A 15,879-nucleotide genomic window follows, 5' to 3' on the forward strand; every position below is an offset into this window, starting at 1 on the left:
ATAGTACCACCATCAATAGTGAAGTTAGTAACTGAAGTACCATTAGTAATTCTAACATCACCTTTTGCTAAGCTTGAGATAATGTTGGCGTGTTTGTCTAGCATTTCAAAGTCACCATTAATACCTGGAACTTTCACACCAGAAGCTTCACCTTCGAAATATTTTTTATCAGGAGTAAGTAATTCAACAAACATGATAAATAAATTTATATAGTAAATTTTTTTGAGTGGCAGATATTATAAGTTCATATTTTAATTTATGAATTTGAAATATCAGCTATACAAATTAAAAAAGGCGAAAGTCCGAGAGAAAACCCAGAGACTCTCGCCTTTGAATATTGTGAGCTTATGAAGGAATTACTTCGCTTCAGCAAGCATTTTTTCACCTCTTTCTACAGCTTCCTCGATTGCACCCACGAACATGAATGCAGCTTCAGGAAGGTGATCCCACTTACCATCTAAGATTTCGTTGAAACCACGGATAGTATCTTTAATGTCTACAATTAGACCTGGGATACCTGAGAATTGCTCAGCCACGTGGAATGGTTGAGATAAGTAACGTTGAACTCTACGAGCTCTAGCTACTACTTGCTTATCTTCTTCAGAAAGTTCATCCATACCAAGGATCGCGATAATATCTTGAAGTTCCTTGTAACGTTGGATTGTTTCTTTTACACGTTGAGCTGTATTGTAGTGCTCGTCGCCTAAAACATCTGGAGATAAGATACGTGAAGAAGATTCTAGTGGATCTACACCAGGGAAGATACCCATAGAAGTAATCTTACGTGAAAGTACTGTTTGTGCATCCAAGTGGGCGAATGTTGTCGCTGGAGCAGGGTCAGTAAGGTCATCGGCAGGTACATATACTGCTTGTACCGAAGTAATTGATCCTCTCTTAGTCGAAGTAATACGCTCTTGCATGGCACCCATTTCAGTTGCAAGCGTTGGTTGGTAACCTACGGCTGAAGGCATACGACCTAGAAGGGCTGATACCTCTGAACCTGCTTGAGTGAAACGGAAGATGTTATCAACGAAGAATAAAATATCTCTACCTTCGCCTTCACCTTCACCATCACGGAAGTATTCTGCAATAGTAAGACCTGATAATGCTACACGAGCACGAGCACCTGGAGGTTCGTTCATTTGACCGAACACCAATGTAGCTTGTGAAGTCTGTAACTCATCATGATCTACTTTAGAAAGGTCCCATCCGCCTTTCTCCATATCTTCGATGAATTCTTTACCGTACTTGATTACGCCAGATTCAATCATCTCACGAAGAAGGTCATTACCTTCACGAGTACGTTCACCAACACCAGCAAATACAGAAATACCTGAGTATACTTTTGCAATGTTGTTGATTAATTCCATGATCAATACGGTTTTACCTACACCGGCACCACCGAAAAGACCAATCTTTCCACCTTTAGTATAAGGCTCTAATAAGTCGATTACTTTGATACCTGTATATAGTACTTCTGTTGAAGTTGCTAATTGATCAAATGAAGGAGCAGATCTGTGGATTGGTAATGAAGTTGCACCTGATGGCTGCTTCATACCGTCAATTGCCTCTCCAACTACGTTGAATAGACGTCCTCTTACTTCTTCACCTGTAGGCATTGCAATCGCTGCACCTGTATCAAGTACTTCAGCACCACGCTGAAGACCTTCTGTACCGTCCATCGCTACTGTACGAACGCGTTCCTCGCCAAGGTGTTGTTGAACTTCCAGAATGATCTCTTGACCATTGGATTTCTTCACCTTCAAAGCATTGTAAATCGCAGGTAGCGTAGATCCTTCTGCTTCGAAGCTGACGTCAACTACTGGTCCAATGACTGTGGTAACTTTACCGATATTTGACATCTTGGTATTTTATTATTATATCAATGAATTCAAACACAAGCTTCGAAGCACAAAGACTCCAAAGACTAATTTCAATGCAAAACTATAATACTATCTAATGATTCCAAAGATTATTGACATTTTAAGTGTAAGAATTGTATTTTAATTGCAAATTTTAGTGGAATGGGCTGTGAATTTTGTTTTTTATGCTAATTTTTATCATTTGACAACTATTAAGTCCTATAATAGGTGTAACTTATTAAACTTTATTAGGATTTTACTCGTAAGATTTACTAATTTAGCCAGGACTTTTACATAAATGTTAAAATTTACAGCCAAACATTACACCTATTTAGGCATAATTTTTTAGGTGAATTACACGACCATCAGTTATTCTACGTTACATAATTATGACACTCGCCTAAAGTGTAGGTTACAAACATTTCAGAATAACAACTTACTGTGTGAAAAATGAAATTAAAAGAGACCTTTTATCTATTTCTAGTATTCTCGTTTATTAGCTTGAATGTGCATGCCAATGACCCCTTGAACAAGCCAAAAGTTTGGTCTATGCTTCAGGAGAATCCTACAGATATGAGTTTATGGGCTGCCTATGTTGGCAAGTCATGGATCTGTATGACTATATCTGAGAAAGAAAAAATTGACAATTGGAAATTGATGCTAAAAACAGATGCTCCAATTGCTCAACAAACAACTCATGTCGAGCTTTCAGAGGAACAACAAAAAGAAATACATGAGGAAGTATTCTCTGAAGAAGACGAATTTTGGGAGGGTGAAATTCTTCAATCTGAAGTTCAAGCCAATGAGATTCTAAAAGAAGAAAGAGAATTAAAACAACATTTTGAGGAGATGGAACAACGTATGGTACAAACACCAAGTATCATAACAATGTTGTCTAGAAACCTTAGAGAAAATTTTATTCTTATTGATGATGAGTTCAGAATTGAGTTTGAAACATTGGGATTAGAATACACAGGATATTGGGAAAAATATCCTAAAGGAAACTATTCACCTGAAAAGTGGGTCTATGAAAGAAATGTAGAGCTGAAGAATCTTAAAAAACAAGAGTTTGAAAAGATAAAATCTTCAATGTTAGCCTCAGTTGTTTCTTCAAGAAATACCAGTGGTGACTAAAAACAGAAATAATCAAATGTAAAATCTGATTTTTAAGTAATAAATAAGGGTTTTATTTTAGAAAATATTTAAGAAAAGCCTCATTACACATTTTTTGTATTGAGGCTTTCCTTATATTTGAATAAACTTAATTACATATCATAATTTTTTATAACCGGAGAATGATTCAATTTTTTGAAAAAATAAATATAAAAGCACTTCTGTTCCTTGGGATAGTAGCCTTCTTTGTACAATCTAATGATACATTTGCTCAAGGAGAGCAAAATACCATTCAATTTTCAGGTATTGTCGTTGAAGGAGATAGTTCTTATGGAGTTCCAGGAGCGCACGTTTATATTAAGCAAGCAGGTAGAGGTACAGTAACAAACCATGCAGGTTTCTTTACAATGCCAACACAAGTTGGAGATACTGTTGTTGTCAGTGCTGTAGGTTTTGCTAAGCAAGAAATTGTAATTCCTAGAAGAGATGATTTAGGTTTTACTGTTCTAATTGAAATGAGAGAGGAAGTAACTGAGCTTCCTTTGTTAGAAGTTTTTCCATATCCAACAAAAGAAATCTTTGAGGAAGCATTTTTAGCTTTAGGAGAGCAAAAAGATCAAAGGTTAGAAAATATGGAAAAAAATCTTAGTCAAGATAAACTTACTTATATGTCCAATTCACTGCCAATGGGAGCAAGTGGTAACTATAGGTATTATATGAATTATAGAGCGGATCAAATTGCTACTCAGTATTTTATGGAGACAGCAAACCCACTTCTTAATCCATTTGCATGGGGAGATTTAATCAAATCTATAAAGAGAGGAGATTTTAAGAAGAAAGATTAAGAAAAATTAATTGACCAAAGATATACCATAGGTACATTATTTGTCGTTCATAAAGTAGCCGTATATTATGATACGGTTATTTGTATTGCATTCAACGGTCATTTTTTGAGAATGATCCTAAATAAAATATTAGAGATAGTTTCAATTATTGATCTTATCTTGTTATTCCTTTTCAATACTATTACCTAAATTTAAAAGAGTAACTGATTGAAATCATTATAACTCAGAAGTATTTTTTAACTGCAGTTACACCAATTATCTCGCACAATGAAATTAGAGTAAATTATTAATGGGCTTCTTTGATTTTTTTACAAGTGATCTAGCGATAGATTTAGGAACAGCCAATACGCTGATCCTTACAAAAGGCAAAATTGCGGTAGAGGAACCATCTATTATCGCATTAGACAGACAGACAGGCAAAGTCATTGCTCTTGGTGCAAAAGCGATGCAGATGCACGAAAAGACGCATGAAAATATTAAAACGATTCGTCCTCTTAAAGATGGCGTGATCGCAGATTTCCATGCTGCTGAACAAATGATTCGCGGGTTGATCAAAATGTCTGATGCAAAAAAGAGGTTTTTCACGCCTTCGCACAGAATGGTAATCTGTATTCCTTCAGGAATTACTGAAGTAGAGAAACGTGCCGTTCGAGATTCTGCAGAACATGCTGGAGCAAAAGAAGTATATATGGTACCAGAACCTATTGCAGCGGCAATTGGTATCGGTGTCAATATTGAGGAGCCTATGGGTAGTATGGTTGTAGATATCGGAGGTGGTACAACCGAGATTGCTGTTATTGCAATGTCAGGTATCGTTTGTGATCAATCTGTACGTACTGCTGGTGATGTTTTTAATAGAGATATTTTAGACTATATGCGTCGCCAACATAATTTATTAATTGGTGAACGCTCAGCTGAAAAAATAAAATTTGAAGTAGGAGCAGCACTTGCCGAATTAGATGATGCTCCTGAAGATTATGAAATTAGAGGTAGAGATTTGCTGACAGGAATTCCAAAAGTAATTAATGTTTCTTATGCTGAAGTGGCTTTTGCTTTAGATAAATCCATCTCAAAAATTGAAGAAGCTATTTTAAGAGCATTAGAAACAGCACCTCCAGAACTTTCTGCTGATATTTATGATAGAGGAATTCATCTTACAGGTGGAGGAGCTTTATTGAGAGGATTAGATAAAAGAATATCTCTTAAAACGAAATTACCAGTTCATGTGCCGGACGATCCATTAAGAGCTGTTGTTTTAGGGACTGGACATGTTTTAAAAGATCTAAATAGATATAAAGTGATATTAATTAGCTAATTATTGAAAAAAACGCAGTGAGAACAGAAAGATTCTTAATGCGTTTTTTTTTGGTTCAAATCTTCAGCCTATCTTGCATGATATTTAATAGCATTTCTATTTTATTTACCTATTCTTAATTTTCTGAATAGAAAAACATTTTTTTGCTTGTCATTATATGAGTCAATTATTTGCAATCATATTTAAATACCGAGTGTTTTTAGTTTTTATATTTCTTGAACTTGTTGCAGCAGGTTTAATTGTAAATAATAATAGCTATCAACGTTCAGTTGTTTTATCTTCTTCCAATACTTTAGTTGGTGGTATCTATAGTACATCTTCTAACGTAGAACAATACTTTCATTTAACCTCTGTAAATGAAGATTTGTTGAATGAGAATGCATTATTAAGAAAACAGATCGAACTAAATCAGGTTGCAAATATCTCAGAGGATAGTGTGTCTGATGATAATCAGAAATTATCATCTTTGTTTTATGGAATGAGTGATACCGTAGCGTATGATTTTATTCCTGCAAGAGTCATCAATAATTCGATTTACAGATCAGCAAACTACATTACCCTAAACAAAGGACGGAAAGATGGTATTGTTGAAGGTATGGGATTAATGACAAAAGATGGTGTAGTAGGTCAAGTTAAATCTGTATCTAATCATTTTTCGACTTGTTATTCATTACTACATAGAGATATGGCTATATCTTCAGAACTCAAGAAAAATGGTGCGCTATGTACTGTGAAGTGGGATACTGAAGATCCTACAACTGCTTCTGCAAATTATTTACCTTTGCATTTAGATATTAATGTTGGTGATACTATTACTACTTCTGGTTTTAATACTGTATATCCTGAGGGTGTGATGCTTGGAGTAGTAACAGAAGCAGAAAGAACAGCTTCAGAGCGATTTTGGATTGTGAAAATTGATGTAGCTGTAGATTTTTCTAAACTACACCATGTATATGTTTCTAAATCTTTATTTAGAGCAGAAAAAGATTCATTAGAAGCATTAGAAGATCAATAATTTAATAAGAAAATACTGGACAAGAGACATTCATTCGTAAGTTATGGGAAGAGAAATTTGGTTAAAACAAGCAGGTCTATTTTTGCTCTATCTATTTATTCAAGTATTATTCTTTAGAAATCTTACTTTTTTTGACGGAAACGTAATGGTATTCCCTTATGTAGCCTTTTTAGTCTTACTACCCTTTGGTGCAATGAATATGAGTATTATGCTCATTGCATTTGTAATGGGTTTTGTAATTGATATATTTTATGATTCCATTGGTATACATACTGCATCTTGTGTGATATTGGCGTTTATAAGGACTCAATTAATGCGATGGACAGCACCAACCGGAGGATATGAACAGTTAGAGATTCCTACAATAAATCAAATGGGTATTGGTACTTTTTTAATCTTTGTAATTCCACAAATATTAATACATCATCTAACGCTTTTTATGATTGAGGCAGGAAGAGCAGCATTTATGCCAAAAGCCATTCTAAGAGGTTTTTTAAGTACAATTGCTACCTTAATAATCGTTCTAGCAATTCAATATTTATTTTATGGAAATGTAGGTAGACGAAGACTTTAAGAAAAAAATAATTATAAAAAATGCTCATGTGAATTGAATACACATGAGCATTTTTTCTATAAACAGAAATCAGTCTTTCTTATTGACTAATAACTCCAGAACCAATCAATTCATCCTCTTCATACCAAGAGATAAATTGTCCAGCAGAGATGCCAGATTGTTTATTTTCGAAAATACAATATAGACCATCTTCATTATTGTAAAGTGTCACCTTTTCAAGAGGTTGACGGTAGCGAATTCGAGCCATGTATTCTCGTTTTTCACCAATCTTCATTTTAAGATCTTCACGTACCCAATGAATTTCGTTTGGTTCAACTTTCAAACCAGGTCTATTTAATCCAGGATGTTCACTTCCTTGACCAGTGTAGATTGTATTTGTTTTTGTATCTGTTGCAATAACGAATAAAGGAAGTGGTGTACCACCTACTCCAAGTCCTTTACGTTGACCAATTGTGTAATAATGGGCTCCTTGATGTTCTCCTACCTTTTTACCGTAAGTAGGTTTATAAGAATAAGGCTGAGCTAACAGTTGAAGTTTTTCTTCTTCAGAGGATACATTATTAATGGCCTCTTCACGTTCTTTATAAATAGCATGGTCAGAAGGAATCTCAACAATATTACCCACTTTTGGCATCAATTGTTGTTTTAGGAAATCAGGAAGTTTTACTTTTCCGATAAAACATAAGCCTTGAGAATCCTTTTTATTTGCAGTAATTAAATCTTGTTCTGCTGCAATCGCCCTCACTTCTGGCTTTGTCAATTCACCGATGGGGAATAATGCTTTAGATAATTGTTCTTGATTTAATTGAGATAAGAAATAACTTTGGTCTTTATTTCCATCAACACCGGCTAGTAAACGGAATACCTCTTTCCCATTTTCATCAATGAAAGAATCCTTTCGGCAATAGTGTCCCATGGCTACATAATCAGCACCTAATTTTAGTGCAATATCCATAAAAACATCAAATTTCACTTCACGGTTACAAAGCACATCTGGGTTAGGTGTTCTTCCCGCTTCATATTCAGCAAACATATAATCGACAATACGTTCTTTATATTGTTCACTTAAGTCTACACTTTGGAATGGAATATTAAGTTTGTTAGCAACTAATAAAGCATCATTGCTATCATCAATCCATGGACATTCGCCTTGGATCGTTACACTTCCATCATGCCAATTGATCATAAAAAGACCAATTACATCATAACCTTGTTCTTTCAATAAGTAAGCGGCTACGCTTGAGTCTACTCCTCCAGAGAGACCAACTACTACTCTTTTTGCCATAAAATTAAAATGCTTACAGGGGGTTAAGTTCCCTTTTCACAAACAAATCAGTTTTTTTTTAAAAAAAACTAATATTTTTTTCAAAGATAGGAATAAGTTTTTGATGTTATGCACATTATTTATTTTCAGATACTTAACACTTCTGAATGTGAAACAATTATTCTTTTAGTTCTCTGGAAAATAGTTTCATTTAATTTTATTAAAGAAAGTTTTTTAGAATATACTTGCGTAGAATAATAAAAACGTGCACCTTTGCATCGCTTTAAAACAAAAGGCCACGACAAAAAGCGGGTGTGGTGAAATTGGTAGACACGCTAGACTTAGGATCTAGTGCTTCACGGCGTGGGGGTTCGAGTCCCTCCACCCGCACACAGAAAGGTTGATAGAAATATCAACCTTTTTTTTATGTCTAAATTTCAGTTCTCTTAAAATAGATTCATTTATTATTCGTTTATTTAATGAATAGTTATAAGCTCTCCGTAATAGGAATATCTGCTCTATAATTTTTTAATGTCTTCTAAAGTAATCGTGGTATTTGAATTGCTTTAGATATTAATAGTGAGAAGACATAATAGTAAACTATGAGTGATCAGTCATCAACTTCAAAAAATGTTGGTTTAAGAATAAAAGATTTAAGCATTAGAGTGAAAGTAATGCTTAATATGCTTGTGATTGCAGCATTATCAAGTATTGCTGTTGGATTTTTGGGCTATTATTCAGCCAAGAAGTCTTTAGAAGAAGCAGTCTTTCATCAACTAATCTCTGTACGAGAGGTAAAGAGAAGAACTTTAGAGACTTTTATTGAAGATGCAAAAGAACAGGTAAGTGTATTGGCCCAAAGTAGAATGGTAGCTGATGCAGTGATGGAGTTGTCTCCTGCCTATTCTATCATGGATTATTATTATGCTCCAGGTAAAATTGAGAAGATGAGAAGAGATCTAAGAGAATTCTATCGAACCAATGTAGATAGAAGACTAGGGGATCATGAGTCTTTTTCAAAACAACTACAGAAAAGTACAGATGAACTGAGCGATAAGGCTGTCATTCTTCAAAACTTATATATTGCGAATAATGCAAATCCTATTGGTAAGAAAGATTTGATGAATAGAGCTGAGGATAAAACAGCATATTCTGATATTCATCAAAGGTACCATGCTTCTTTTAGACGTTTTTTGATGGCGGATGGATTTTCAGATATCATGCTTGTCAATGTAAATAGTTCAGAGGTAATCTATACTGTTGCTAAAAATATGGACTTAGGTACAAGCTTGATGGATGGTATATTTAGACAATCTGCCTTGGGACAAGCTTTTACTTTAGCACGTAACTCTATACGTCCAAATATTGTAATCATTTCTGATTTTGTATCCTATGAAGGTTCTTATGGTGACTTACAGTTGTTTTTCTCAGCTCCCGTTTATGAGGATGGAGAAAAAATTGCCGTGCTAATCGCTACAATGCCTTTATCTGCGATTAATAGAATTATGACTGATGATGGAGATTGGCAGGCAGAAGGTTTGATGGGTACTGGAGAAACATACTTAGTTGGTAAAGATCAATTAATGCGAAGCAATGCCCGTTTGTTTGAAGAGTCAAAAGAAAAGTTTTTTGATGAATTAAGAGGAAAAATCCCTACGGAAGAAGAAACCAAGATCAAAGCTTTAAAAACTACTGTGTTAGCCAAAACGGTAAATACAGATCCTGTGATGGATGCACTCAAAGGGCATACAGATCATATGGTGGCCAAAAATTATCTTGGTAATGCAGCATTAAGTGCTTATTCTATTCTTGATATTAGAGAATTGCCATGGATCATTGTTGCTGAAATGGAAGAACAAGAAGCATTTGAATCCATCGAAAGATTGAAATGGAATGTTGCACTAGCAGCCTTTGTTATTTTCATTATCGGTATTATTATCGCTAATGCCTATTCAACTAGTTTTACTAGACCAATTTATAAATTACAAGAGGCAATTGGTAAACTGTCTAAAGGTGATCTTTCTGCCTCAATTCCTGTTACTTCAGGAGATGAAATAGGGCAAACAATTGCTTCTATGAATACTTTAATTGAAAGAACTAAAGATACCTCTGATTTTGCGAGAGATATAGGAAAAGGTAATTTCAATACAAACTTTGATACTTACGGTAACAAAGATATTTTAGGTAATTCTCTTGTGAAGATGAGAGATCGCCTTAATGAGGTATCTATAGAAGATCATCGTAGACAATGGGTCAATGAAGGTATTACTAAATTTGCTGATATTACTCGTCAGTATTTAGATAATGTAGATCAATTATATGAAGTAGTTTTAAGAGAATTGGTCGATTACCTAGGAGCTAATCAAGGTATGCTATTCTTAGTAGAAGACGATACGATTAATGATAGTTCTTATTTAGAATTAAAAGCTTGTTATGCTTTTGATAGACAAAAATATATGAATAAAAAGATTGGTTTTGGTGAAGGATTAGCCGGAAGATGTTGGCAGGAAAACGAATCTTTATTTATTGATGATGTTCCAGAAGGGTATTCCAAGATCGTGACAGGTCTAGGATTGGCCTCTCCTAAAAGTTTATTAATAGTACCATTAAAATTTAATGAAAAGGCTTTAGGAGTTATTGAAGTGGCTTCTTTTGAAGTTTTTGAAAAATATATGATTGAATTTGTAGAGCGTATTTCCGAAAATATAGCTTCTGCAATTACATCGGCAAAACACAATACAAAAACAGCCATTCTTCTTTCTGAATCACAAAAGCTAACCCAAGATTTGAGAACTCGAGAGGAAGAAATGCTTCAAAATACTGAGGAATTACAAACTACTCAGGAAGAAATGGCACGTCGTCAACTTGAGTTAGAAGAAGTTAGAAATTCTTTAAAGAAAGAAATTGCTATGAAAGATGAGCAAATTCTTTACTATAAATCTCAGCTGGAAGAAAAAGGAAATGACAAGGAAGAAAAATAAATTTTAAATTAATCTGTAAGTATTTGAGAATGTTTACGACCAATAAACAAACTCAATTATACTTAAGGTTATTTTTTATGAGAAATTTATTTTTATCAATCGTTCTATTGTTTTCTATCTCAACTGTTTTCGCTCAAGAAGTTGATAATCGAAAGTCTAAATACACTTATTTAGATGGTACTGTTCAAATAGGAAAAGATTTTGTTGGTTCAATTGCTTATGGACAATCATGGGCTCTAGGTAAAAAGAAAAACTTTATCATTGGTACTGGTATACGTTTTTCAGGATTTACTGGATTATCAAGTGATCCTAACGAATTTTACTCTGCTCCTCCAGAATTTTATGGAAATGAAGAGAAACAAGATACTTTGTTTATCAATTCTCCAAGTCAAATGAATGTGGCATTATATATCAATTTGAGTTACCGAATTAAGAAGAAGTTTGAAATCGGGATGAATATTGATGCTATTGGATACACATTTGGTGCAGCTCAAAATGCAACTTATCAAGGTGATGGAGAAGTAGTCAATACTTTAGCAAATTCGAATAGTATTTCTGCTTTACTTATTGCGGCAAATGATATTGGGATGCTAAGTTCAGAATTTTACGCTCAATACCATGTCAATGATATTTGGTCTGTGAAACTAGGTTTTGCTCATACTTTCACGGAGTATTATACTAATACTGAGTTACAGGAAGGAAATACAAGATATAGAGGAGTAAGTGATGGACTTGTTTTGGGTGTTAGATATAATTTAAAATAACATGAAGAGATTATTCATTAGTTTACTTCTTCTTTGTGGTATCTCTCTAACATCTTTTGCTCAAACAATTAATTCAGAGTCTTCTGTTGTAAAATTTGAAATCAGTAATTTCAAAGTCAATACAGTAGAAGGAACTTTTTCAGAAATGAAAGGAGAAGTTGTTTTTGATCCTTCTTCATTATCAACTTCACATTTTGATGTTTGTATTAAATCTTCATCAGTAAATACAGATAATGAAAAAAGAGATAAACATTTAAGAAACGAAGATTTTTTTAATGTAGATAAATATCCTACGATATGTTTTACTTCAAAAAATATTCGAAAAGAAGGTAAGCAATTTTTAACGAGAGGTACATTAGTGCTTTGCGATGTTTCAAAAGAAGTTGAAATTCCTTTTTCTCAATCAGGAAATGTTTTAGAAGGATCTTTAATGATAAAGCGATTAGATTTTAATCTAGGAAGTGATACAGGAACATTTACTGTGGGAGATGAAGTTGCATTAACGATTAAATGTGTCTTGAATCAATAATTATTGAAGAATTTTATAAACGAAAAGGCCAAGTAAAGTTTTAATTTTACTTGGCCTTTTTTGTATGAAAATGCTATCTCTATTTCCAAAATCTTAATATCGCCATTTCAATACCTAAGAAAAGTAAGGCAAATATTAAGAAGATTCTCCATAAAGGCTGTGCAACATTGTCTTCTAAGAATACTTGTTTGAAGCTATCCGCTTTAATGTTATCGTAGATTTTGACATTATTATATTCCTTTAGTTTTTCTTTTAAGTTTTTGGAAGAGAAACCATTTAATTTTGATTCTAGAATATCATAATTGAATGCGATATAGCCAATGAATTTATTATCATCAGTGCTAAGAATAGAATAGCATCCAGCCTGCATATCTTCATTCGGTAATTTTAGCGTCAAAATATCTGCATTTACTTTTTGTGTAGGAATAATTTCTAATTCCTCCTTTTGCAGTTTATACATACTTCCTTTTTGTAAACCGTCAAATCGAATACGAATGTTCTTTTCTCCAAAGTTATAAGAAAGTTGATCTGATTGAGTTTTACTTAAAATAGCCATTCTATACATCACAGGAACAAAAAGAGCATGTTTTGCGAAGTTGGTGTACTGTTCGTCTAATGGAACAGAACTGAAATATATATTTTGCAAGGCATTTTCCTGAACAGCAAGGAAGCTTTGGCTATTCTTATAACTCAATAATGTATGAATCCCACGTCCATTCCATTGAAAATTAAGTGTACCTTCTGGCATACTCATATTACGTGCTCGTTTTTCAAATACATTGGCAAAGAAAGGATCTTTTTTGGGAGGTGGAGTAGTACCAATCATTTTGGTGTCTGCGTTTATTTTGTTTGCAGCGATTAATACACCAAAACTTTTTGCATAACTGTCTGTATCCATATTCGCAGGAGGGAAAACAGCGATATTTGTACCGTTTCTTATCGCATTATTAATCACTTCATTCAAAGATTCAGTAATGGTCTGTACATAATCAATGATCAAAAGATCAGCCCCATTAATAGCAGAGTAATCAATTTGATTTGATCGAAATGAAGTAGCGTTTAGGAAGGGTTCACTTTTATAAACGGTATTCAAGTAATCTTTAGGATTATCTGAAATGATAGCAATATTAATATTAGGAGAGACATTTAAAGTAAAATAATGATCGTTATCAAAATCTACTGGGTAATCATCAATATTTACACGACATCTTTTTGTACCAGCATTTGCAATAGCAAAAGCCATTTCTATTGTTTTTGTTTCATTTTCGTTTAATGAAACGGTAGCATTGGACGATTGCACATCCTCAATAAATAATTTTATATCTCTGTCTTTCACTTCTCCTTGTCCTAGGTTCGAGACTTTTACAAAGAGTTTATTATTTTCTTTTTCTTTTAAGAATGGTTTATCAAGCCATACAGAGTCAATTCTTAGATTTTCTGTATTATCTGCTTTTAGTGGTATTAAATGATATATAGTAGAAGTGTCAAATTCAAATTGTTCAAACCCATTGTTTGTTGATTTTTGAAAATCTGAGATCATAAAAACCTGTTTTCCTTGATCCATTTTTTCTCTGACAAAAGCATCTTGGCTAAATGTATTTACATCTTCTAAAGTTCTTGTGAAGTTAGAATAGTCAAGGCCAATAATCTCTTCTTCTGTACGATCTTGATTTTTGAAGTATCTAGAACTTCCTGCAAATCGGTTATCAATAATTTGATAATTATAACCGACAGGAAATATGCTTGGAATATTCCTTCCGATATCTTTTGCGGCATCAAAAAGAGTTTTACCATTTCTTTCACTTTGCATACTGAAAGAATTGTCAATATAGATACTGATTTTTCCAGTGTCCCCTTTTAACAAGGTACTACCATCTTCTTTTGGAATGTAAGGTCTTGCAAAAGCGAGAATAGCTAATAAAATGAAGAACATACGAGCCAACATGACCAAAATCTTTTTTAATCGATCTTGAGCATTCGACATTTCTTTTACCGTATGAAGAAAGGCTACATTTGTAAATTTAACTTCAGAAGACCTTTGAAAGTTAAAAAGATGTATGATAAGGGGCACTGCGACTAAAGGCAATGCATATAAAAAAGCAGGGTTTACGAAGTTCATAGAAAATCTAGATCTATAACAATTCAGTTTGAGTATCTAATTTCATCATTTTTATGAAATTTATACTATTAAGATACAATGAAAGAATAGGACTTTTTACACTTAGAAGGAATTAATTATATTTGCGGTGGATTAATTTGAAAATATAGGAGAAATTTCCCTTTGTGAAGTGAGTTTTTTATCTTTCAAACTCCATTTTTTTGAGTCACATTCTAAACTAAGAAATAAAGTGAAGAAATTATTAATCGTAGCTGGAATTATTGCTACAATGTTCGCATGTCAACAACCGCAGTCAGTTCAAACATCAACTGCAGGTGCTACTACAAAAATTGCTTATATCAACAATGATACCTTATCAGTTTACTACAAATTTGGTGAGGATAAATATAAAGAGTTCCAAGCGAAAGTAGAGAAGAGCCAAAAGCAATTGCAAACACGTGCAATGAAATTGCAAAAAGATGCTGAAAGCTTTGAAAAAAGAGCTAGAGCAGGTCTTATGTCTCAAAACGACATCCGTAAGAAGCAAGAGCAGTTAGCAATGAAACAACAAGAGATTCAAATTGCTCAACAATCTCAAGCACAAGGTTTAGCTGCTGAAGAGCAAGAAATCCAAGCTGAAGTGCGTAGAAGAGTAAAAGAATTTTTAGATGCTTATTCTGCAGACAAAAACTATAGCATTGTATTAGGTTATAGCGATGGTGTTACTTCAACTGTAATTTGGTCTACACCAAACGTAGAAGATATCACTCAAGCAGTAATCGATGGTCTTAATACTAAATACGAAGAAGAATTAGTAGCTGAGACTTCAGAAGAAAAAGGAGCAAAGTAATTTCTCTTTTTTACAGAAAGATCCACAATAGTTGTTTATGCTGTTGTGGATTTTTTTTATTCAATGTTTTCTCTTCTTACTTTTGTGACTTCAAGAATATTAATTTATCATGAGTGATCGTAAACCAAACTTTTTCGAAGGTTTTAAAGAGCCTTTTGAAATGGTCAACAAACTAAGAATTGTCTTTTATTCCCTAGCTGGAATTACTGTCCCATTCTTTCTTATTTGGTACCTACAATTTAAAAATGCGGAGATTGAAGCTATTATTTCTCCATTAGGTCCTATAGTGGCAGGTATTTGTGCTGCAATAACTTTAGGTATCGCATTTATAGTGTATTTAAAATACAATAATCAACTAAAAGAAATCAGAAAAGAAGCTTCTTTACCTTATAGATTAACGCTGTTGTTAAAGGCGCAGAGCTTTAAATTTGTTCCTTTAGCAATTGCACCAATTGTAATGGTAATCTTATACCGTTTGACTTTAGAACCACTAATGATGGGTGTATATCTAGGTGCATTGGTATTATTTGCTGCAAGTAATCCTTCTATTCATACAGTGGTCTCTGATTTAAGATTAAATAAACGAGATAAAGAAGTAGTACTTCAGAATGTACCTTTTGAGGAAATTGATATGAAATTTTAATTTCTTACTCAAAAATAAAAAGGCCG

The 15,879-nt window shown here is 33.5% G+C and carries 14 protein-coding genes and 1 tRNA gene; 11 read left to right on the top strand and 4 right to left on the bottom strand.

The features are described 5' to 3' along the window. The coding region (locus ACXAHM_RS15565; RefSeq protein ID WP_474961403.1) for a F0F1 ATP synthase subunit delta/epsilon at positions 1-194 on the bottom strand (194 nt) is incomplete at its 3' end. Between the two features lie 162 nt (positions 195-356). Next, positions 357-1,862, bottom strand: coding sequence for a F0F1 ATP synthase subunit beta (atpD, locus tag ACXAHM_RS15570; RefSeq protein WP_474961405.1), 1,506 nt, complete (start codon positions 1,860-1,862; stop codon positions 357-359). A 450-nt stretch (positions 1,863-2,312) separates the two neighbouring features. Here atpD and ACXAHM_RS15575 point away from each other — a divergent pair, with 450 nt between their 5' ends. From ACXAHM_RS15575 to ACXAHM_RS15595, 5 genes are all read left to right on the top strand, one after another. Next, entirely contained in the window at positions 2,313-2,996 is a 684-nt protein-coding gene (locus ACXAHM_RS15575; protein ID WP_474961409.1) for a hypothetical protein, read from the top strand. A 161-nt stretch (positions 2,997-3,157) separates the two neighbouring features. Beyond that, positions 3,158-3,820, top strand: a complete 663-nt coding sequence (locus tag ACXAHM_RS15580; protein ID WP_474961413.1) for a carboxypeptidase-like regulatory domain-containing protein — start codon at positions 3,158-3,160, stop codon at positions 3,818-3,820. 289 nt (positions 3,821-4,109) lie between these two features. After that, positions 4,110-5,135 carry a rod shape-determining protein gene (locus ACXAHM_RS15585; RefSeq protein WP_474961417.1) on the top strand — a complete coding sequence of 342 codons (1,026 nt, stop codon included), beginning with the start codon at positions 4,110-4,112 and terminating at the stop codon, positions 5,133-5,135. Between the two features lie 157 nt (positions 5,136-5,292). Further along, positions 5,293-6,150 carry a rod shape-determining protein MreC gene (gene mreC / locus ACXAHM_RS15590; RefSeq protein ID WP_474961420.1) on the top strand — a complete coding sequence of 286 codons (858 nt, stop codon included), beginning with the start codon at positions 5,293-5,295 and terminating at the stop codon, positions 6,148-6,150. Positions 6,151-6,193: 43 nt separating this feature from the next. Then, positions 6,194-6,724, top strand: coding sequence for a rod shape-determining protein MreD (locus ACXAHM_RS15595; RefSeq protein WP_474961422.1), 531 nt, complete (start codon positions 6,194-6,196; stop codon positions 6,722-6,724). Positions 6,725-6,803: 79 nt separating this feature from the next. Here the strand turns inward: ACXAHM_RS15595 and mnmA are convergent, their stop codons facing one another. Next, a complete protein-coding gene (gene mnmA / locus ACXAHM_RS15600; RefSeq protein ID WP_474961426.1) occupies positions 6,804-8,009 on the bottom strand; it encodes a tRNA 2-thiouridine(34) synthase MnmA in 1,206 nt (401 codons plus the stop codon). A gap of 287 nt (positions 8,010-8,296) precedes the next feature. Here mnmA and ACXAHM_RS15605 point away from each other — a divergent pair. The 4 genes from ACXAHM_RS15605 to ACXAHM_RS15620 all read left to right on the top strand — a co-directional run bounded on the left by ACXAHM_RS15605 (position 8,297) and on the right by ACXAHM_RS15620 (position 12,262). Further along, a tRNA-Leu gene (locus ACXAHM_RS15605) sits at positions 8,297-8,378 on the top strand. A 212-nt stretch (positions 8,379-8,590) separates the two neighbouring features. Further along, the gene (locus tag ACXAHM_RS15610) at positions 8,591-10,969 is read left to right on the top strand and encodes a GAF domain-containing protein (RefSeq protein ID WP_474961429.1); all 2,379 of its coding nucleotides are present in this window, start codon (positions 8,591-8,593) and stop codon (positions 10,967-10,969) included. 77 nt (positions 10,970-11,046) lie between these two features. Beyond that, complete coding sequence (locus tag ACXAHM_RS15615) at positions 11,047-11,733, top strand: hypothetical protein (RefSeq protein WP_474961433.1); 687 nt, start codon at positions 11,047-11,049, stop codon at positions 11,731-11,733. 1 nt (position 11,734) lies between these two features. Continuing rightward, positions 11,735-12,262, top strand: a complete 528-nt coding sequence (locus ACXAHM_RS15620; protein ID WP_474961436.1) for a YceI family protein — start codon at positions 11,735-11,737, stop codon at positions 12,260-12,262. A 79-nt stretch (positions 12,263-12,341) separates the two neighbouring features. Here the strand turns inward: ACXAHM_RS15620 and ACXAHM_RS15625 are convergent, their stop codons facing one another. Further along, entirely contained in the window at positions 12,342-14,381 is a 2,040-nt protein-coding gene (locus ACXAHM_RS15625) for a BatA domain-containing protein (RefSeq protein ID WP_474961440.1), read from the bottom strand. A gap of 229 nt (positions 14,382-14,610) precedes the next feature. On the opposite strand from ACXAHM_RS15625, the gene ACXAHM_RS15630 reads away from it, so the two are divergent. Both ACXAHM_RS15630 and ACXAHM_RS15635 read left to right on the top strand, forming a co-directional pair. After that, the gene (locus ACXAHM_RS15630; protein ID WP_474961443.1) at positions 14,611-15,210 is read left to right on the top strand and encodes an OmpH/Skp family outer membrane protein; all 600 of its coding nucleotides are present in this window, start codon (positions 14,611-14,613) and stop codon (positions 15,208-15,210) included. A gap of 109 nt (positions 15,211-15,319) precedes the next feature. Next, positions 15,320-15,853 carry a hypothetical protein gene (locus tag ACXAHM_RS15635; protein ID WP_474961446.1) on the top strand — a complete coding sequence of 178 codons (534 nt, stop codon included), beginning with the start codon at positions 15,320-15,322 and terminating at the stop codon, positions 15,851-15,853. The last annotated feature ends 26 nt before the right edge of the window (positions 15,854-15,879 follow it).

The sequence above is a fragment of the Flammeovirga sp. AWQ4_249 genome (assembly GCF_056161045.1).

Bases quoted from the DNA above. Each gene is read 5' to 3' on its own strand.
- atpD (WP_474961405.1), bottom strand. From the start codon at position 1,862: ATGTCAAATATCGGTAAAGTTACCACAGTCATTGGACCAGTAGTTGAC.
- ACXAHM_RS15575 (WP_474961409.1), top strand. From the start codon at position 2,313: ATGAAATTAAAAGAGACCTTTTATCTATTTCTAGTATTCTCGTTTATT.
- ACXAHM_RS15580 (WP_474961413.1), top strand. From the start codon at position 3,158: ATGATTCAATTTTTTGAAAAAATAAATATAAAAGCACTTCTGTTCCTT.
- ACXAHM_RS15585 (WP_474961417.1), top strand. From the start codon at position 4,110: ATGGGCTTCTTTGATTTTTTTACAAGTGATCTAGCGATAGATTTAGGA.
- mreC (WP_474961420.1), top strand. From the start codon at position 5,293: ATGAGTCAATTATTTGCAATCATATTTAAATACCGAGTGTTTTTAGTT.
- ACXAHM_RS15595 (WP_474961422.1), top strand. From the start codon at position 6,194: ATGGGAAGAGAAATTTGGTTAAAACAAGCAGGTCTATTTTTGCTCTAT.
- mnmA (WP_474961426.1), bottom strand. From the start codon at position 8,009: ATGGCAAAAAGAGTAGTAGTTGGTCTCTCTGGAGGAGTAGACTCAAGC.
- ACXAHM_RS15610 (WP_474961429.1), top strand. From the start codon at position 8,591: ATGAGTGATCAGTCATCAACTTCAAAAAATGTTGGTTTAAGAATAAAA.
- ACXAHM_RS15615 (WP_474961433.1), top strand. From the start codon at position 11,047: ATGAGAAATTTATTTTTATCAATCGTTCTATTGTTTTCTATCTCAACT.
- ACXAHM_RS15620 (WP_474961436.1), top strand. From the start codon at position 11,735: ATGAAGAGATTATTCATTAGTTTACTTCTTCTTTGTGGTATCTCTCTA.
- ACXAHM_RS15625 (WP_474961440.1), bottom strand. From the start codon at position 14,381: ATGAACTTCGTAAACCCTGCTTTTTTATATGCATTGCCTTTAGTCGCA.
- ACXAHM_RS15635 (WP_474961446.1), top strand. From the start codon at position 15,320: ATGAGTGATCGTAAACCAAACTTTTTCGAAGGTTTTAAAGAGCCTTTT.